Below are 20,438 nucleotides of genomic sequence, written 5' to 3' on the forward strand. Positions count from 1 at the left end.
GACGCCTGGCAGGCGGCTGTCCCGTACCAATGGGAGTGACATGTCACAGGCTCTTCCTGGCGACGCACCACTGATCCACGACCTGATCGGTATCGGCTTCGGGCCGTCGAACGTCGCCATGGCGATCGCGCTCAGCGAGCACAACGTGCGCGTCGGAAGGCAAGAGGCGGTCACCGCCCACTTCTTCGAGCAGCAGCCCCGGTTCGGGTGGCACCGCGGCATGCTCATCGACGACGCGACGATGCAAGTGTCCTTCATGAAGGACCTGGTGACGCTCCGGAACCCGACCAGCGAGTACAGCTTCCTCTGCTACCTGCAGGAGAAGGGCCGGCTGATCGACTTCGTCAACCACAAGAACCTGTTCCCGCTCCGGGTCGAGTTCCACGACTACCTCGAGTGGGCCGCGGCCAAGGTCGACGACATGGTCTCGTACGGCCACCAGGTCGTCTCCGTCGAGCCGGTGCTGCGCGACGGCGTCATCGAGTACCTCGACGTGACGGCGCGCTCCGGCGACGAGGTCGTCGTCCACCGGGCCCGCAACCTCGTCATCTCCACCGGTCTGCGTCCGGTCATGCCCGAGGGCGTCGAGCGGACCGACCACGTCTGGCACAACACCGACCTGCTGAAGAAGATCGACGGCCTGGAGGGCGGCGAGCCCACCCGCTTCGTCGTGGTCGGCGCCGGCCAGAGCGCCGCCGAGAACGTGGCCTACCTGCACCGCCGCTTCCCGCGGGCCGAGGTCTGCGCGGTCTTCTCCCGCTACGGCTACAGCCCGGCGGACGACAGCAGCTTCGCGAACCGCATCTTCGACCCCCAGGCGGTGGACGAGTACTTCACCGCCCCGGAGGACGTGAAGCAGCGGCTGATGGGCTACCACGGCAACACCAACTACTCCGTGGTCGACATCGACCTCATCGACGACCTGTACCGGCAGTCGTACCAGGAGAAGGTGCTCGGCACCGAGCGGCTCCGCTTCCTGAACGTCTCGCGCCTGACGGGCGTGGAGGAGACGGCCGACGGGGTCCGCGCCACCGTCAAGTCCCTCGTCACCGGCGAGGAGAGCGTGCTCGACGCCGACGTCGTGGTGTGCGCCACCGGCTACCAGCAGGCCGACGGCCTGGGCCTGCTCGGCGAGGTCGCGGACCGCTGCCACCGCGACGACCAGGGCCGGATCCGCGTCGAGCGCGACTACCGGGTGACGACCGACCTCGAACTGAGCTGCGGCATCTACCTCCAGGGCGGAACCGAGCACACCCACGGCATCACCTCCTCCCTGCTGTCCAACACCGCGGTACGGGTCGGCGAGATACTCGACTCGATCCTCGACCGGAACCTCAAGGCCGTGCCCGACCAGGCCCGTCCGGTCGCCGACGGTGCCACCGGCGCCCGCCAGCCGGCCGTCTAGCAGGTCCCCTGCCCACTGCCGTGCCTCCGGTGTGTTCGCGCCGGAGGCACGGCAGTACTGTGCAACCAGTTGCCCCACGAAGAAGGAACGTCCGTGCCCACTGGTACCCGCCGCCCCGCCTGGCGGCCCGCAGCCCGCACCGGACACGAGGGGTGACCCGCCTCGACGTGGGTATGGCCACGGCCGGACGCCCGGGGCCTTCCCGGGTCGTCGCGCAGGCCCGGCGACGGCGGATCACGGGTCTGGTCGCCCTCCTCGCGGTCCTCGTGGTCGCGGCGCTGGTGTCCCTCGCCGTCGGCGCGCGGGCGCTCAGCCCCGCCGAGGCGTGGCACGGGCTCTTCGCGGACCCGGACCCCGACCAGAAGCTCTCCGAAGCCCGGCTCATCATGCAGACCGTACGGGTGCCCCGTACGGTCCTCGCCATCGTGGCGGGCATCGCCCTGGGCGTCGCCGGGGCGCTGATCCAGGGATACACGCGCAACCCCATCGCGGACACCGGCCTGCTCGGGGTGAACACCGGTGCCTCGTTCGCCGTGGTGTCGGCGATCGCCCTGTTCGGGCTCACCGATCCGTTCGAGTACGTCTGGTTCGCCTTCCTGGGCGCCGGCCTCGCCGGTGTCGTGGTGTTCGGGCTGTCGAGCATCGGCCGGGGCGCCGGCAATCCGCTGACGCTCGCTCTGGCCGGGCAGGGGGTCACGGTGTTCCTGATGGCGATGACGACGGCGGTCGCACTGTCCGACAAGGCGGCGCTGAACGCCCTGCGGTTCTGGAACGCCGGGTCGGTGGCCGGCGTCGGCTTCGACGTCATCTGGCCGGTGACCGGCTTCATCGTGGTCGGGCTGGTGCTGGCGCTGGCCACCCTGCCCTCCGTCAACCTGATGAACCTGGGCGACGACGTGGCGCGGGGACTGGGCGTGAACATCACGCTGATCCGGATCACCGGCATCATCGCCATCACGCTGCTGGCGGGCGCGGCCACGGCGGCGTGCGGCCCCATCGCCTTCCTCGGACTCATGGTGGCGCACGTGGCCCGGTACCTGGCCGGCCCCGACTACCGCTGGCTGGTGCCGTACGCGGGTCTGCTCGGCGCGGTCGTCCTTCTGGTCTGCGACATCGTGGGACGCGTCGTGGTGCGGCCGGGAGAGCTGGACGCGGGCATCCTCGTCGCTCTCCTCGGCGCCCCGTTCTTCGCGGTCCTGGTGTGGCGGGGAAAGTTCAAGAGCGCATGAACGTGTCAGTGGTGAAGCCCGCCGAGAAGCCGTCGGTGGCGCCGGGTGTGCGGCTCGCGGGCCTGTCCTTCGTCTGGCGGCCCAGGATGGTGCTGGTCACGCTCCTGCTGGCGGCGGCGGCCTTCCTGGTGTTCTGCCTGTCCATCGCCGTGGGGGACTTCCCCCTCGGCCTTTCGCAGGTGGTGGCCACCCTCTTTGGCGGGGGCGAGCAGGTCGACCAGTTCGTGATCATGGATCTGCGCATGCCGCGGGCCCTGGCCGGGCTCGTCGTCGGCATCGCGCTGGGGATGTCCGGGGCGATCACCCAGTCCATCGCCCGCAATCCGCTGGCCAGTCCGGACATCCTCGGGATCACCGCGGGCGCCAGCGCGGTCGCGGTGTGCCTGGTGACGGTGTCCGGCGGGGCCGCGGCCGCGGTCGTCAGCTCCGTGGGGCTGTCCGGAGCGGCGCTCGCGGGAGGCCTCGGCACGGGGCTGCTGGTGTACTTCATGGCGTGGCGGCGCGGGGTCGACGGTTTCCGGCTCATCCTCATCGGCCTCGCCGTGAGCGCCGCGATGGAGGCGATCACGACCTGGCTGCTGGTCACCGCCGACATCAGGGACGTGGCGCGGTCCCAGGCGTGGCTGGTCGGCTCCCTGGACAACCGGTCGTGGGACGAGGTGGGGGTGGCCCTCTGGGGCACGCTCGCCCTCGCGGTGGTCGTGGCGTGCGTCGCCTTCCAGTTCAAGCCGCTGCACTTCGGCGACGACGTGGCCGCCGGCCTCGGCGTCCGGTTCTCGCTGGTACGGGCCGTCCTGCTGCTGTGCGCGGTGCTCCTGGCCGGCTTCGCGGTGAGCGCCGCGGGACCGGTCCCGTTCGTCGCCATGGTGGCGCCGCAGGTGGCGCTCCGTCTGACGAAGTCCCCGACCCCGCCGTTGGTGGCGTCCGCCGTGGTGGGGGCGCTGCTGCTGATCGGCTCGGACCTGGTCGCCCGTACCGCGCTGCCGATCAGCCTGCCGGTCGGCGTGGTCACCGCCGCGATCGGCGGCCCCTTCCTCATCTACCTCCTCGTGCGGGCGAACCGCCGCTAGATGATAGAAAGGTTAGGCAAGCCTAAATAGAGGGGGAGTCGTGGTCGCTCAGTCCATCACCGAGATCGAGTCCGGGGCCGATGCCGATGCCGTCCCGCGGCTGGCGGCCCGGGGCGTCACGGTCGGGTACGGCGACCGGACCGTCATCGACTCGCTCGACGTGTCGATTCCGCCGGGTGTGGTGACCACGATCATCGGCCCCAACGGGTGCGGCAAGTCCACCCTGTTGCGGACCCTGTCGCGGCTGCTCAAGCCGACCAGCGGATCCGTGGTCCTGGACGGCGAGGACATCGCGCGGCTGCGGACCAGGGACGTGGCGAAGAAGCTCGGACTGCTGCCCCAGGCTCCGGTCGCGCCGGAAGGCCTGACCGTGGCCGACCTGGTCGCCAGGGGCCGGCATCCGCACCAGAGCTGGCTGCGCCAGTGGTCCTCGGACGACGCCTCCGTCGTGGAACGCGCGCTGGCCATGACGGGGGTGGCCGACCTGGCGGACCGTCCCGTGGACGCGCTCTCCGGGGGCCAGCGTCAACGCGTGTGGATATCGATGACCCTCGCTCAGGGCACCGACCTGCTGCTGCTCGACGAGCCCACCACCTATCTGGACCTGGCGCACGCCATCGATGTGCTCGACCTGGTGGACGACCTGCACGAGTCGGGATGCACCGTGGTCATGGTGCTGCACGACCTCAATCTGGCCGCGCGCTACAGCGACAACCTGATCGTGATGAAGGCCGGTTCGGTCCTGGCGCAGGGTCACCCGCGCGAGGTGCTGACCGCCGAGCTGCTGCACGAGGCATTCGGTCTGCGTGCCATGGTGATTGACGATCCGGTGGGCGACCGGCCGCTCGTGGTGCCGATCGGGCGGACTCACGTCCGGAGTGTGGGAAGTCAGGGTGCGGGCAGCTGAAACGAGATCCTCGTAACTTAGGCTAGGCTTACCTCACTTCCCCGGGGTACGGTTTGCCTGCCCTAAGTGGGGCCGTAGTGGACAGCACGAAAGCAAGGGATTCCGCATGCTCCTCGACCGAACGACACGTAACAAGCCCTGGCGGCAGCTGGCGGCAACCGTGTCCGCCGCGGCCCTCGGTGTAGGCCTCCTCGCTGGGTGCGGTTCCGACTCGGCGTCCACCAGCGGCAAGGACAAGAAGGACGACACCGCCAAGGCCCCGGCCGCGACCGGTGCGTTCCCCGTCACCGTCGAGCACTTCTTCGGCTCCACCGAGGTCAAGAAGGCCCCGGAGCGGGTCGTCACCGTCGGCTACACCGACGACCAGAACGTCCTCGCGTTCGGCATCAAGCCGGTCGGCATGGTCGACCAGTACCCGAACCCGGCCGGTCAGAGCCCCGACATCAACACCCAGTGGCCCTGGGTGAAGGACAAGTGGGGCGAGACCAAGCCCGAGGTCATCATGAACAACGGTGACACCGGCCCCAACTTCGAGAAGATCGCGGCCCTGCGCCCCGACCTGATCATCGCGGTCTACTCCGAGGTCGACCAGGCCGCCTACGACAAGCTGTCGAAGATCGCTCCGACGGTCGGCCGCACCAAGGCCGAGAAGGAGCCCTTCAGCGCTCCGTGGCAGGACAACGCCCTCCAGATCGCCAAGGCGGTCGGCAAGGAGACCGAGGGCAAGGCGATGGTCCAGGGCATCCAGGACAAGCTCGCCGCGGTCAAGACGGCGCACCCCGAGTTCGCCACCCAGACGGCCGTCGCGGTGTCCTGGTACAAGGACGCGGTCAACCCCTTCACCACCACCGACGTGCGCGGCCAGCTACTGACCGGCATGGGCTTCAAGGGCCAGACCGAGCTCGACAAGATCTCGGGCGGCAAGTTCTCCTTCGCGCTCTCCCCGGAGCGCATGGACCTCATCGACGTCGACCGCGTCTTCGTCGTCAACGACAAGGCCGACACGGACGCGCTGAACAAGTTCGACCTGTTCGCCAACCTGAAGGTCACCAAGGCCAACAAGGTGTCCTACCTGCTCGACAGCGAGGGCCCCGCGGCCGGCGCGGCCATGTCGCAGGCCACCCTGCCCGCCCTGCCCTTCGCCATCGACGAGCTCGTCAAGTCGGTCGGCTAGGTGTGAGCACCACGGAAATTCGGGTCGCCCCGGCAACCCTGCGTACGACGACCGGACGTGAAGCAGCCCGATGGGTCGCGGCGAACTGCCGCACGATGCCCTGGCTGACGTCCGCCGCCGTACTCAGCACGGTCGCCGGGGCGGCTCTCCAAATGCTCCCCGTACTGCTGCTCGGCCGGGTGGTCGACGGAGTGACCGGGGGCGAACCGCGTTCGATCCTGGTCACGATCGGGGCCTGGATGGTGGCCGCCGCGCTGCTCGGCGCGGCGGCCACCGCCCTGTCCGCCTACCTGATCGGGCGGCTCGGCGCCGACCTGCTCGCGCACCTGCGCGAAGGCGCCGTACGGGCCGTGCTGGGCATGCCCAGTGCGCGGGTCGAGCAGGTGGGCCGCGGAGACGTGCTCTCCCGGGTCGGCGACGACGTCGCCGTCCTGTCCAAGGGCATCCGCTCGGCCATCCCCACGGTGTTCTCCGCGGGGGTCCTGGTGGCCATCGCCACGATCGGCATGTTCGGCCTCGACTGGCGGCTCGGCCTGGCCGGCGCCTGCGCGCTGCCGGCCTACGGGCTGGCCCTGCGCTGGTACCTGCCCCGGTCCGCCCCGCTCTACCGCAAGCGCGCGGTGGCCCAGGCCGAGCGCGCGCAGGCGCTGATCAGCGGCCTGAACGGCATCGAGACGGTACGGGCGCACCGCCTGGAGGAGGCGTTCCGCGAGAAGGTCTCGAACGATTCGCGGCGGGTGCGGGACCTCGGCATCGAGGTGTTCCACTTCTTCGGCCGGTTCGTCGGCCGGGAGAACCGCGCGGAGTTCATCGGTCTGTCGCTGATCCTGATCGTGGGCTACGCCCTGCTGGAGACCGGCTCCGCCAGCCTCGGCGAAGTGGCGGCGGCCCCGCTGGTGTTCCACCGCCTGTTCACCCCGCTGGGCGCGATCATGTTCACCTTCGACGAGGCCCAGAAGTCGGGCGCGAGCCTGACCCGGCTCGTCGGGGTGCTGGCGGAGTCCACGGAGGACCGGCTGGTGGGCGATTCGACGGCCGTGCCGGCGGACGAGAAGCCGTACGCGGTGACGGTGAAGGGGCTGACGTTCCGTTACCCCGGAGCCGAGGAGCCGGTCCTGCGCGACGTCAGTCTGACGATCCCGGCGGGCGGCTCACTGGCCCTGGTGGGCGCGACGGGCGCCGGCAAGACGACCCTGGCCGCGCTCATCGCCGGCATCGGGTCCCCGGAGGCCGGGTCGGTGCGGATCGGGTCGACCGACCTCGCCGAGCTGGACGAGGCCGGGGCGCGGGCGCTGGTGAGCATCCTGACCCAGGAGACGCACGTGTTCTCCGGTCCGCTCGCCGACGACCTGCGTCTGGCCGCGCCGGAGGCGACCGACGCCGAACTGCTGGCCGCGCTGGGCACCGTAGGCGCCGCCGAGTGGGTCGAGGCCCTGCCCGAGGGTCTGGACACCGCGGTCGGCGAGGGCGGTGCGCGGCTGGACGGCACCAAGGTCGCCCAGGTCGCCCTGGCCCGGCTGGTGCTCGGCCGGGCGCCGGTGGTCGTGCTCGACGAGTCGACCGCGGAGGCGGGCAGCGAGGGCGCCGCCGAGCTGGAACGGGCCGTACTGGCCGCCTGCTCCGGCCGGACCACGCTGTTCGTGGCCCACCGGCTGACCCAGGCGGTGGCGGCCGACCGGATCGCCGTGCTGGATGCGGGAAGCGTCGTGGAGCAGGGCACGCACGAGGAGTTGGTGGCCCTGGGCGGCCGCTACGCGCGACTCTGGCGGGCCTGGAGAGACGCTAGTTAGGTCACCCTAATTTAGGTTAGGCTAGCCTTCGTACCTTGGAAGGGTGTTGAGTCTTCAAATGATGGAACCGAGCGCTCGTCTCGTGCTGATCTCTCCTACGCGCCTGGCAGACGTGCGCCGGCGTACCGGCGGATACTCCGACCGGACCATCGCCGAGGCCTGTGCCATCGGACTGTCGTACTGGGCGACGGGCGAGAGCCCCGACGGAATCGACCCGACCCCCGGCACGCTCTTCACGGACGTCCTCGGATGGGTCGACAACGGCGGTACGGCGCCCAGCGGTTGGGAGACCGGCGAAGCCGCCCCGGACGGCTGGGCCATCGCGGTCCCCGCGACCGTCCCGCAGTCCGACGCCCAGCTCGCGCTGGACGATCTGGCGGACTTCCCCGACCGGACGCTCGGCACCATCAGCCCCTCCAGCGTCGCGCAGCGGCTGAAGACCCTGGCCGAGTGGAACGACAACGCGGCGGACCGGGTCCGGCCCACCATCGTGGAGATGTTCCGCGAGCAGGCCAGGCTCCGGCCGGACGCGGTCGCCATCATCGACGAACACCGCTCGCTGACCTACCGCCAGGCGGCGGAGCTGTCCGCGCAGCTGGCCCACCACCTGATCGGCCGCGGACTCGGCTCCGAGCAGGTCGTGGGCATCTCGCTGGGCCGCTCCGCCGACATGGTCATCGGCCTGCTCGGCGTGCTCCAGGCCGGCTGCGCGTTCGTCCCGCTCGACCCGCAGTGGCCCGCCGCGCGCCGCGCCGTCGTCATCGACGACGCGCGGGTCGTGGTGCAGCTGAACGACTCCGGCGAGCACGACCCCGCGGAACCGGCCGCCGTCGCCGTCGACCTCGACGACTGGCGGTACGCCGACCAGCCCGCCGGGGACACCGGCATCACCGCGGACGGCAACTCCCTGGCCTACGTGATCTTCACGTCCGGTTCCACCGGCCGCCCCAAGGGCGCGATGATCCGGCACGAGGCGATCAGCGAGCGCCTGCTGTGGCAGGTCGACGAGATCCTGGGCTTCGGCCACGACGACGCCTCGCTGTTCAAGGCGCCGCTGTCCTTCGACATATCCATCAACGAGATCTTCCTCCCGCTGGTGTGCGGCGGCCGCCTCGTGGTCCTGCGGCCCGGCGGCGAACGCGACCCGCACCACCTGCTCGGCGTGATCGCCGAGCACCGGGTCACCTTCACCTACCTCGTCTCCTCCATGCTGGACGTCCTGCTGGAGATCGCCGGAGACTCCGACCGCCTCGACAGCATGCGCCACGTGTGGTGCGGCGGCGAGGTGCTCACCCCCGAGCTGTACGAGCGGTTCCGCACCCGGCTCGACATCCCCATGTACCACGGCTACGGCCCGGCCGAGACGACCATCGGCGTCTCCCACGTCATCTACCGGGGCGAGGCCGAACGCCTGTCGACCTCGATCGGCAAGGCCAACCCCAACACCCAGCTGTACGTTCTCGACGACGAGCTGCGCCCGGTCCCGGTCGGCGTCGGCGGCGAACTCTACGTCGGCGGCTTCCTCCTCGGCCGCGGCTACGTGAACGCCCCCGGACTGACCGCGTCCCGGTTCGTGGCGAACCCCTTCGCGAACGACGGCTCCCGCCTCTACCGCACCGGTGACCTCGCCCGGTTCGCCCCCGACGGCTCGCTGGACTTCCTGGGCCGCGCCGACAACCAGATCAAGATCCGTGGCATGCGGCTCGAACTCGAAGACGTCGAGGTCGGCCTCGCGGAGCACCCCGCGGTACGGCACACCTGCGTCATCGCGAAGAAGAACAGCGCCGGCGGCACCTACCTGGTCGGCTACGTGATCCCGGCCGCCGGAGCCGCGGAGCTGCGGGCGGACGAGGTCAAGGCCTGGGCCACCGAGCACATGGTCGAGTACATGGTGCCCGCCCACATCGTCGTGATGACCGAGTTCCCGCTCACCGCGAACGGCAAGCTCGACCGGCGCGCACTGCCCGAACCCGAGGTCGTGACCGGGACGTTCCTCCGGCCCTCCACCGACGACGAGCGCGCGGTGTGCGCGGCCGTCGCCTCCGTGCTGCGGCTCGACGAAGTCGGCGTCGACCAGGACTTCTTCCAGCTCGGCGGAGACAGCATCCTCGCCATCTCGCTGCTGAGCGCGCTCCGCGAAGCGGGCCTCTACGTCACCGCGGGCCAGATCTTCGCCAACAGCGTCCTGGGCGCCCTGGCGGCGGTGGCCGGCCGCGAGGACGTGGCCCGGGTGGACCACGCCGACGTCGCGACCGGTCCCGTCGTGGGATCGCCCATCGTCCAGTGGCTCGGCCGGACCACGGACGCCGTCGACGGCTTCGTCCAGGCCGTCGTACTGAACACCCCGGCGGACCTCACCGCCGACGCCCTCGGCGCCGTCCTCGACTCCGTCGTCGCCCGGCACGACATGCTGCGCGCCCGGCTCGTCCGCGGGGACCGCTGGAGCTTCGACATCCCGGAGGACGGCGGAGTCACCGCCGACTGGCAGCAGAGCGACGGGCCGCTCGACGCGTGCGTGGCCCTCGCCACCGAAGGACTCGCCCCCGACAACGGCGTGATGCTGCGGGCCGTCTGGCGCCGCGAGGCACGCCAACTGGTCCTGGTCGCCCACCACGTGGTGGTCGACGGCGTGTCCTGGCGGGTCCTGATGGACGACCTGGCCACGGCATGGCGCCAGCTCTCCGCGGGCGAGCAACTGGAACTGCCCGCGGTGGGAACCTCGTTCCGCCGCTGGACCCAGCTGCTGGGCAGCGCGGACTTCGACGCGGACCGCGCCTACTTCGAGCGCCCCCTGCCCGGCCCCGACGCGCCGCTCGGCAGGCGGGCCCCGTCCGAAGCCGACACGGTCGAGCGGGAGCGGACCCGGGTCTTCACCGTCGGCTCCGAGGCCACGGCCGCCCTGCTGGGCGAGATCCCCGCGAAGTTCCACGCGGGCGTCAACGACGTCCTGCTGACCGCGCTCGCCGTCACCCTCGCCCGCTGGCGGCGCGGCCGCGGCCAGGAGCAGACCTTCGCGCACGTCGAGCTGGAGGGCCACGGCCGCGAGGGACGCCACGTGGCGGGCGCCGCCGGCGTCGAGCCGGAGCTGTCCCGGACCGTCGGCTGGTTCACGACGCTGTTCCCGGTGACCGTGGACCCCGGCACGACCGGCGACTTCACCGACCCCCGGTACCTCGCCGCCGCGCTCAAGGCGGTCAAGGAGGACCTCGCCCGCGTACCGAGCAACGGCGTCTCCTACGGCGCCCTGCGCTACCTGGCCGACACCGCCTTCACGGCCCCGGCGCCCCAGGTCCTCTTCAACTACCTGGGCCGCTTCGACGCGGGCGCCTCCGGGGACTGGCAGCTCTCCGGAACCACCGGGCAGCTCGGCGAGAAGCGCGACCCGCGGATGCGCCTGCCGCGCGCCCTGGAGTTCAACGCGATCGCCGAACCCTCCGCCACCGGCGAGTACGAACTCGTCACCACCGTCTCCTGGCCCGACGGGATGTTCACCGACGAGGACGTCGAGGCGATCGGCGGGTACTTCCAGGCGGCCCTCACCGCCCTGGCCGCGCTCGACGAGGGCGGCCACTCGCCCAGCGACTTCCCGCTGGTGCGGCTGACCCAGGCCGACGTCGACGCCCTGGACGGACCCGAGCTGCGCGCCGTCCTGCCGCTGACCCCGCTCCAGGAAGGCCTGTACTTCCACTCCGTCTTCGACGACGACTCCGCGGGCAGCTACGTCGAACAGCAGCTGCTGACCCTGGAGGGCGAGCTCGACCCCGCCCGCCTCGCCACCGCCGCCACCCGGCTGCTCACCCTGTACCCGAACCTGGCCGCACGGTTCACGGCCCTCGCCGACGGCCGCGTCGTCTCCGTCCTGGAAAGCGGCGCCGAGGCGCCCTTCACCACCCTGGAGCGGCCCGGCATCACCGACGAGGAGCTCCACGACCACGCGGAGCGGGACCGCCGCACCGGATTCGACCTGGCCACCGGCCCGCTGATGCGGTTCACCCTGGTCCGCGACCCGGAATCGGGCCGCAACGTCCTGGTCCAGACCGTCCACCACATCATCGCCGACGGCTGGTCGGTGCCGCCGATGCTCCGCGCGCTGCTCGCCGAGTACCACGCGCCGGGAAGCACCTACCCGCTGAGCGGCTTCCCCGACTACGTCGGCTGGCTCGCGGAGCGCGACGCCGACGAGAGCGACCGCGTCTGGGGCGCCGAGCTCGCCGAACTGCCCGGGCCCTCCCTGGTGGCCAAGGAGCACACCCCGTCCGACCGGTTCGCCGACACCTCCGTCGAGCCGGAGCTCGACATCGACGCCGCCGCCCGGACGGCCGGCGTACCGCTGAGCGTGGCCGTGCACAGCGCCTGGGCGGTGACCCTGGGCGGGATCCTGCACTCCGCCGACGTGGTCTTCGGTTCCACGGTCTCCGGCCGCGACGCGGACGTCCCCGGCATCGAGGACATGGTCGGCCTGTTCATCAACACCGTCCCGCTGCGTGCGCGGTGGACCGCCGGCACCACGGCGCGCGAGCTGCTCGCCTCGGTGCGCGAGCACCAGGGCGCGGTCCTGCCGCACCAGCACGTCTCGCTGGCCCGGATCGGCCGCCTCGCCGGCGTCGGCTCCCTCTTCGACACCCTCGTGGTGTTCGACGTGGCCACCGACGTGGCCGCCCTGCGCCGCACCGGCGACACGCTCTGCGTCACCGGCCTCGTCAACGAGGGGGCCCCGCACTACCCGCTGACCCTGGTCGTGGAGCGGGCCCTCGACGGACGCCCGCGCTTCAACCTGATCTACGACGGCGAACTGATCCGCGAGAGCAGCGCCCGGGACATCCTGGACCGGTTCGCGCACACCCTCACCGGCCTGCTCGCCCGCCCGGACGCCCCGGTCGGCGACCTGGTGCCCGAGGACGGCAGGACCCCCGCACGGATCAACCCGACCACCCTCGGCGCGCTGTTCGACGCCGCGGCGGACCGGGACCCGGCGGCCACCGCCGTCACCCAGTGCGCGCTCGACGGCACCACCCGGTCGCTGACCTACGGCGAACTCGCCGCCGCGAAGGACGAACTGGCCGCCGCCCTGCGCGCGGCCGGGGTCCGGCCGGGCCGCCGCGTGGCCGTGGCCGTCCCGCGCACCATCGAGCAGGTCGTCGCCCTGGTCGCGATCGTCAGCGCGGGCGGCGCCTACGTACCGCTCGACATGGCCTACCCGGACGAGCGGCTGGAGTACGTCCTCGCGGACGCCGCGCCGCAGGCCGTCCTCGTCGACCCCGGACAGCGCGAACGCTTCACGGCCCTGCTGGAGCGGGCGGGAGTCGCCGCCCGCGTCCTCGTACAGGGCGACGAGCTGCCGCGGGAGGCCGCCGCGGACGCGGTGGCCGCGGCCGACGAGGTCACCTGGCACGACCCCGCGTACGTGATCTACACCTCCGGGTCGACGGGCAGGCCCAAGGGCGTCGTCGTCCCGCACTCCAGCGTGGTCGCGCTGCTCGCCAACACCCAGCCCGACATGGGCTTCGGCCCCGACGACGTCTGGGTCCAGTTCCACTCCTACTCCTTCGACTTCGCGGTCTGGGAGCTGTGGGGCGCCCTGGCGCACGGCGGCGAGCTGCTCGTCCCGGACTACGGGCTGACCCGCTCCCCGGTCGACTTCCACCGGCTGGTCCGCGAGCGCGGGGTGACCGTGCTCAACCAGACGCCCTCGGCCTTCTACCAGTTCGTCGAGGCCGACCGGCACGCCGACCAGCCGCTCCCCGCCCTGCGCCGCGTCATCTTCGGCGGCGAGGCACTGGACCTCGGGCGGCTGCGCGGCTGGATCGAGCGGCACGGCGCCTCCTCGCCCGAGCTCGTCAACATGTACGGGATCACCGAGACCACGGTCCACGTGACCCACCGGGTGCTGACCGAAGGGGACTTCGCCTTCGGCGACGACGTGAGCCCCATCGGCGGACCCATCCCGGGCCTGACCACCTACCTGCTCGACGACCGGCTCCGGCCGGTGCCGCCGGGGCAGGTGGGCGCGATCTACGTGGCCGGCGACCAGGTGTCCCTCGGCTACCTCGGCCGGCCGGGCCTGACCGCGGGCCGGTTCGTGGCGAACCCGTTCGCGAGCGACGGCTCCCGGATGTACCACACGGGCGACCTCGCCGTCCGCACCCTCGACGGGGAACTGGAGTTCACCGGCCGCGCCGACGACCAGGTGCAGCTCAAGGGCTTCCGCATCGAGCTCGGCGAGGTCGAGTCCGCGCTGCGGGACGTCGACGGCGTGGTCGACGTGGCCGTCACCGTGGCCGACAGCGGCGACCACCTGGTCGCGCACGTCGTGGGCCGGGTGCCCGGCGACCTCTCCGCCCTGCTCGCCGAGAAGCTGCCCGTGCACATGGTGCCGGGCCGGGTCCTGCCGGTGGACGCCCTGCCGCTGACCGTCAACGGCAAGCTGGACCGCAAGGCCCTGATCGCGCGGGCCGCGCAGGACGACACCCCGGTGGCCGGCGGGTCCTTCACCGGGTCGGCCGCCGGATGCGGCGCCGGATCCGCCGCCGCATCCGGCAGCGACTCCGGCAGCGGCTCCATACGGGCCTCGCTGGTCGGCATCTTCGCCGAGACCCTGTCCCACCCGGCAGCCGACGCCGACACCGACTTCTTCGGCGCCGGCGGCGACAGCATCATCGCCATCACCGTCGTCAACCGGGCCCGGGCGCTCGGCCTGCCGATCGCACCCCGCGACGTGTTCCTCCTGAAGACGCCGCGCGCGCTCGCAGAGCTGCTGGGCACGCGTGCGCCGCAGACGCAAGGCCCCGCTCCGGCCGCCGCCCGCCGCGAGGACGGCCCGCTGGCGCCCACGCCGATCATCCTGCGCCAGCGCGAACTGGGCGGTTCCCTCGCCCGGTTCGCCCAGGCGCGGACCGTGGAGGTGGCCGAAGGCACCGCGTTCGCCGACATCGAGCGCGCCGCCAACGCCGTACTGGCCGCCCACCCGGCCCTGCGGATGCGCCTGCACGCCGAGCACGGCGTGTGGAACCTGCGCACCGAGCCCGCCCGCGGGGCCACCGTCGTCCGCGGGGACACCGCCGACGCCACGGCCGCCGCGAACGAGGCCGCCGGACGGCTCGACCCCGAGACCGGGGAGGTCACCGCCTTCACCTGGCTCGCGGCGACCGGCACCCTGGTGGTCACTGTGCACCACATCGCGGTCGACTCGGTGTCCTGGCTGATCCTGCTGGACGACCTGGCCGCCGCCCTGCGCGGGGAGACCCTCGCACCGGCGACCACCTCCTACGCGGAGTACGCCGACGCGCTGACCCTGCGCGCCGCCTCCGGCGCAGACGACCTCGGGCACTGGGTGGACACCCTCCAGGCGCCCCCGCTGCTGCCCGCGTCCGGCGCGCTGCGCGACACCACCGTGGTCCTCGGCCCCGAGGCCAGCGACCGGGTGACGCGCACCGCCCCCGCCGCGCTCGGCGTCGCGCTCACCGAGCTGCTGTGCGGCGCCCTGCGCACCGCCCTGACGCGGATCCAGCCGGCGCCCACCGATCTCGCGATCGAGCTGGAGCGGCACGGCCGGGTGTCGGTGCTGGAGCACCACGACTACACCCGTACGGTCGGCTGGTTCACCGCCATCGCGCCCGTCCGGCTCACCGCGCACACCGACCCGGTCGCGGCGGCCCGCGAGCTGGCCGAGCGGCAGCCGGACGAGTCCGGGCACCTCGCCTACGGCCGGCTCCGCTACCTCAACCCGCAGACGGCCCCGCTGCTGACCGCCCGCCCGCAGGTGCTCTTCAACTACCTCGGCCGGGGCAGCGAGTCCCAGGCGCTGCACATCACCGGCGGCGACCAGGGCAGCCCGTACTCCGTCGAGGTCAACGCCTGGACGGACGCGGCCACCGGCAGCCTGTACGCGACCTTCACCCTCGCCGAGGAGATCCCCGACGAGATCACCGCGCACTGGCTGCACGCCCTGGAATCCCTCGCGGAAGCCTCCGTGACGGCCGAGCGCACGGCGCCGGTCACCGCCCTCCAGCGCGGCCTGTTCTTCCAGGCCCAGCTGGCCGGCACGGCCGGGCACTACGTCGCGCAGAGCTACTTCGCCCTCGACCACCGCCTCGACACCGGGGCGCTGACCGAGGCCATGGCCGTCGTCATGTCCCGGCACCCGGTCGTCGGCGCCGGCTTCACCACCGACGACGACGGCAACCCGGTCCAGATCCTCAAGGCGGGCCGCCGGGTCGGCGTCCACACGGTCGAGCTGTCGACCGACGAGGAAGTCGAAGCCCTGCGCGTCCGGGACCGCAACACCGGCTTCGACCCGGGCGAGCCGCCGCTGATCCGGCTGACCGTGATCCGGCTGCCCGACGGCCGCGACGGCCTGCTCCTCAGCTACCACCTGCTGCTGTGGGACGGCTGGTCCCGCGCGATCGTGCTGCGGGACCTGTTCGAGGCCTACCGGGCGCTGCTCGACGGCGAGCAGCCGTCTGCGGTCCCGGCCGCACCGTCCTTCGAGGACCACGCCCGGGCGCTCGCCGCCAAGGACCCCGCCGTCTCGGAGCGGTTCTGGGCCGAGCAGCTGACCGGGCTCACCGGCCCGACGCTGCTCGCCGGACCGGCGCCGTCCCTCTCGGACGACCTGCCGCCCGCGCTCCTCCACACGCTCTCCGCCGAACAGTCGCAGCTGCTGCGGGAGACGGCCAGGGCGCACGGCGTCACCCTGAACTCGGTCCTCACCGGCGCGTTCGGCCTGCTCCTCGGCGCCCACACCGGTCGCGCCGACGCCGTGTTCGGCGTCACCGTCTCCGGCCGCGAGGGCGAGGGCCTGTCCGACATCGTCGGCGTGCTGCTCAACACCGTGCCCATGTGGACGCGGGCCCGGCCCGAGGACACGGTCGGGGAGTACCTGGCCTCCGTACAGGCGGCCCGGGTCGACGCGATGGAGCACGAGCACCTGGGGCTCGGCGAGATCCAGCGGGCCAGCGGCCACGACACCCTCTTCGACAACCTGTTCGTGCTCCAGAACTTCCTGGACCTGGACGGGCTCGCCGAGATGAACGCCCGCCACGGCATCACCGAGGTGAAGTCGGACGACTCCACCCACTACCCGTTCACCTGGGTCGTCACCCCCGGCGACCGGCTCACGGTCAAGCTGGAGCACCGCCACGGCGACTCCGACAGCGCCCGGCGCCTCCTCGACGACTACGTCGGGCTGCTCCAGGACCTGGCCCGCTCCACCGGACCGGTGGGCGCGCTGCCCGGCCTCGGGCCGGTGCCCGCACCCGCCGAGCGCACCGACATCGGCACCGACACGGTGGTCGACCGCTTCGACCGGGCTGCGGACCGCGCACCCGAGCGGGTCGCGCTCGTCGCACACGGCCGGAGCATGACCTTCGCCGAACTCCGCGACCGCAGCCGCCTGCTGGCGGGTGTGCTCGCCGGGCGCGGCATCGGCCCGGAGAAGACGGTCGGCCTGGCGATCCCGCGCACGCTGGACTGGATCGTCGCGCTGTTCGCCGTACTGCGCACCGGAGCCGCGTACGTACCGCTGGAGCTGGACCACCCGGACGAGCGGATCGCCACGATCGTCGCGGACGCCCGGCCCGAGGTGATCCTCACCGTCAGCGCCGTCTCTCCCCGCCTGACCGGCGACCTGATCGAACTGGACCGGCCCCTCCCGGAGGCCGAACCGCTCGTGACGTTCGCACCGGACGACCCGAACCGGCTGCGGCACCCCGCGTACACGATCTACACCTCCGGTTCGACGGGCAAGCCCAAGGGCGTCGTGACCGAGTACGCCGGACTCACCAACATGCTGATCAACCACCAGCGCCGCATCTTCGAACCGGTCCTGGCCGAGCACGGCAACCGGATCTTCAAGATCGCGCACACCGTGTCCTTCGCCTTCGACATGTCGTGGGAGGAGCTCCTGTGGCTCGCCGACGGCCACGAGGTGCACATCTGCGACGAGGAACTGCGCCGCGACGCACCCGGACTGGTCGACTACTGCCGTGAGCACGGGATCGACGTCATCAACGTGACCCCGACCTACGCGCAGCAGCTGGCGGCCGAAGGCCTCCTCGACAACCCGGACCGGCGCCCCGCGCTGGTGCTCCTGGGCGGCGAGGCGGTCACCCCGACCCTGTGGCAGCGGCTCGCCGAGACCGAGGGCACCGTCGGCTACAACCTGTACGGACCCACCGAATACACCATCAACACCCTGGGCGTCGGCACCTTCGAGTGCCAGGACCCGGTGGTGGGCGTGGCCATCGACAACACCGAGGTCTTCGTCCTGGACCCGTGGCTGCGGCCGCTGCCGGACGGGGTTCCCGGGGAGCTCTACGTCTCCGGCATCGGCATCGCCCGCGGGTACCTGGGCCAGCCGGCCCAGACCGCGCACCGGTTCGTCGCCTCCCCGTTCGGGGCGCCCGGCGAGCGCATGTACCGCACCGGCGACCTGGTGGTCCGCCGGCCGGACGGGAACATGATGTACCTCGGCCGCACCGACCAGCAGGTCAAGATCCGGGGCCACCGCGTGGAGCTGGGGGAGGTGGAGGCCGCGTTCGCCGCGCACCCGGCGGTACGGTTCACCGCCGCGGTCGCCCAGCCCGACCCGCAGGTCGACGGCGCCTACCGGCTGGCCGCGTACCTCGTGCTGGAGGCCGGGGCCGACCTGGCGGCGGTCGCCGCCGAGGCGGGCACCGGACTGCCGGACTACATGCGCCCGACGCACTACGCTCAGGTCGACGCCATCCCGCTCACGGTGAACGGGAAGGCCGACACGAAGGCCCTGCCGGAGCCCAAGCCGCTGGGAGCGCTGACCACTTCGGGCGAGCGCGGCCCGGAGACCGAGACCGAGGTCCTGGTCTGCGAGTTCTTCGCCGAAGCCCTGGACCTGGACGACGACGAGGTGAGCGCCGTGAGCGATTTCGTGTCCCTCGGCGGACACTCCATGCTGGCCGTACGCCTGGTCGGACTCCTGCGCCGTGAATTCGGCCCCACGATCACCATCCGCGACCTGCTCACCCTGCGAACCCCCGAAGCGATTGCCCGGCACCTTGATGACAACTCCTGACGTCCAGAGATCCCGCCGCGCGGGATCCGACATCCTCCGGACCGCCATACGGCGCAACGTCGGCGCCATGGTCTGGGGCACCGTCCTCATGGGCCTGTACCAGGCGGGCGAGACGGCCTTCCCGATCGCGCTCGGCCTGATCGTCGACCACACGATGGGCGGCGGCCGGAGTCCGGGGGCGCTCGCCCTCTCGATCGCCGCGCTGGCCGTGATCATCACGACCGTGTCGCTGTCGTGGCGGTACGGGATGCGCATCCTGCAGAAGGCCAACACGACCGAGGCCCACCACTGGAGGGTGCAGGTCGCGTCCTGCGGCCTCCAGCCGGTGGCCCGGGACGTGGACCTGAAGTCCGGCGAGGTGCTCACCATCGCCACCGAGGACGCCGACCAGACCGCCGACATCGTCGAGGTCGTGCCGATGCTGATCAGCTCCTCGGTCGCGGTGGTGGTCGCGGCGGTCGCGCTGAGCCTGGCGGACCTGCGGCTCGGCCTGCTGGTCATGATCGGAACGGCACTGATCCTGTCGACGCTCAGCGTGATGTCGAAGCGGATCGGCAGCAGCACCCAGGAGCAGCAGGCCCGGGTGGCGCGGGCGGGTGCGAAGGTCGCCGACCTGATCACCGGCCTGCGCCCGCTGCACGGCTTCGGCGGCAACCATGCGGCGTTCCGGTCCTACCGGAAGGTCAGCACGGAGGCGAAGGAGCAGGCGATCACCGTCGCCCGGGTGAACGGCGTCTACACGGGCACCGCGCTGGGCCTGAACGCGACCCTCGCCGCCTCGGTGACCCTGACCGCCGGCTGGCTGGCCTTCGACGGGCAGATCAGCATCGGTGAGCTCGTCATGGCCGTGGGCCTGGCGCAGTTCATCATGGAGCCGCTCAGGCTGTTCTCGGACATGCCCAAGTACGTGATGATGGCGCGCGCTTCGGCGGAGCGGATGTCCCTGGTGCTGTCCGCCCCACCGGTGGCGGCTCCGGGCACGGCCCGCCCGGCACCCGGCGGGGACCTGGAGATCGACTGCGTCCGGTACGAGTCCCTCCAGGGCCTGAAGTTCCACGTCCCGGCGGGGCAGTTCACGGCGATCACGGTCTACCAGCCGCGGGCGGCGGCCGAGCTCGCCTCGATCCTGGCCGTGAACGTGCCGCCGGCCTCGTACGGCGGAGTGGTGCGGCTCGGCGGGCAGGACCTCGCGGACCTGTCGGTCGAGTCGGTCCGCGAACTCATGCTCGTGAACCCGTACGACGGGGAGATCTTCGCCGGAACCCTCCGCACGAACATCGACCCGTCGGGCACCAGCAGTACGGTGGCCGAGGCCGTCGAGGCCTCCATGCTGACCGATGTCGTCGCCCTGCACCGGCAGGGACTCGACTACGAGGTCCGCGACCGCGGTTCGAACCTCTCCGGCGGGCAGCGCCAGCGGCTCTCGCTGGCCCGGGCGCTGGCCGCGGACTCCGACGTGCTCGTGCTCCGCGACCCGACGACGGCCGTGGACGCCGTCACCGAGCAGCTCGTCGCACGCAAGATCGCGGAGCTGCGCCGGGGCCGTACCACCGTGGTCATCACCAGCAGCCCGGCCCTGCTGGACGCCGCCGACCGGGTCCTCGTCCTGGACGACGGGGTGGTCACGGCCGAAGGGACGCACCGTCACCTGATGGCCACCGACCCGGCGTACTGCCTGGCGGTGACGCGGTGACGCGGTGACGTGGTGATGTGGCGGCTCTTGTGAGCCGGTGAACACAGGGGGCCCGGGTGCTCGGCGAATCGCCGGGCACCCGGGCCCCCTTGTCGTCAGGCCGTCAGGCCGTCAGGCCCGTCG

The 20,438-nt window shown here is 72.0% G+C and carries 8 protein-coding genes; all 8 read left to right on the forward strand.

The window, feature by feature from the left end; genetic code table 11:
* Positions 1 to 40 precede the first annotated feature (40 nt).
* The 8 genes from AC061S_RS06575 to AC061S_RS06610 all read left to right on the forward strand — a co-directional run bounded on the left by AC061S_RS06575 (position 41) and on the right by AC061S_RS06610 (position 20,315).
* A complete protein-coding gene (locus AC061S_RS06575; protein WP_478684883.1) occupies positions 41 to 1,405 on the forward strand; it encodes a lysine N(6)-hydroxylase/L-ornithine N(5)-oxygenase family protein in 1,365 nt (454 codons plus the stop codon).
* 173 nt (positions 1,406 to 1,578) lie between these two features.
* Entirely contained in the window at positions 1,579 to 2,634 is a 1,056-nt protein-coding gene (locus tag AC061S_RS06580; protein WP_478684925.1) for a FecCD family ABC transporter permease, read from the forward strand.
* A complete protein-coding gene (locus AC061S_RS06585; protein ID WP_478684884.1) occupies positions 2,631 to 3,704 on the forward strand; it encodes a FecCD family ABC transporter permease in 1,074 nt (357 codons plus the stop codon). Before AC061S_RS06580 ends, AC061S_RS06585 begins: the two co-directional genes overlap by 4 nt.
* Positions 3,705 to 3,744: 40 nt before the next feature.
* The gene (locus AC061S_RS06590; protein ID WP_478684885.1) at positions 3,745 to 4,611 is read left to right on the forward strand and encodes an ABC transporter ATP-binding protein; all 867 of its coding nucleotides are present in this window, start codon (positions 3,745 to 3,747) and stop codon (positions 4,609 to 4,611) included.
* Between the two features lie 106 nt (positions 4,612 to 4,717).
* A complete protein-coding gene (locus AC061S_RS06595; protein ID WP_478684886.1) occupies positions 4,718 to 5,785 on the forward strand; it encodes an iron-siderophore ABC transporter substrate-binding protein in 1,068 nt (355 codons plus the stop codon).
* Positions 5,786 to 5,787: 2 nt separating this feature from the next.
* Positions 5,788 to 7,575 (forward strand): ABC transporter ATP-binding protein, encoded by a 1,788-nt coding sequence (locus AC061S_RS06600; protein WP_478684887.1) that lies wholly within the window; start codon positions 5,788 to 5,790, stop codon positions 7,573 to 7,575.
* 58 nt (positions 7,576 to 7,633) lie between these two features.
* Positions 7,634 to 18,622, forward strand: a complete 10,989-nt coding sequence (locus tag AC061S_RS06605; RefSeq protein ID WP_478684888.1) for a non-ribosomal peptide synthetase — start codon at positions 7,634 to 7,636, stop codon at positions 18,620 to 18,622.
* Positions 18,609 to 20,315: an ABC transporter ATP-binding protein gene (locus tag AC061S_RS06610; protein WP_478684889.1), complete on the forward strand. Its 1,707-nt coding sequence runs from the start codon at positions 18,609 to 18,611 to the stop codon at positions 20,313 to 20,315. Before AC061S_RS06605 ends, AC061S_RS06610 begins: the two co-directional genes overlap by 14 nt.
* Positions 20,316 to 20,438: the final 123 nt, after the last annotated feature.

This window comes from Streptomyces sp. CA189 (genome assembly GCF_056428985.1).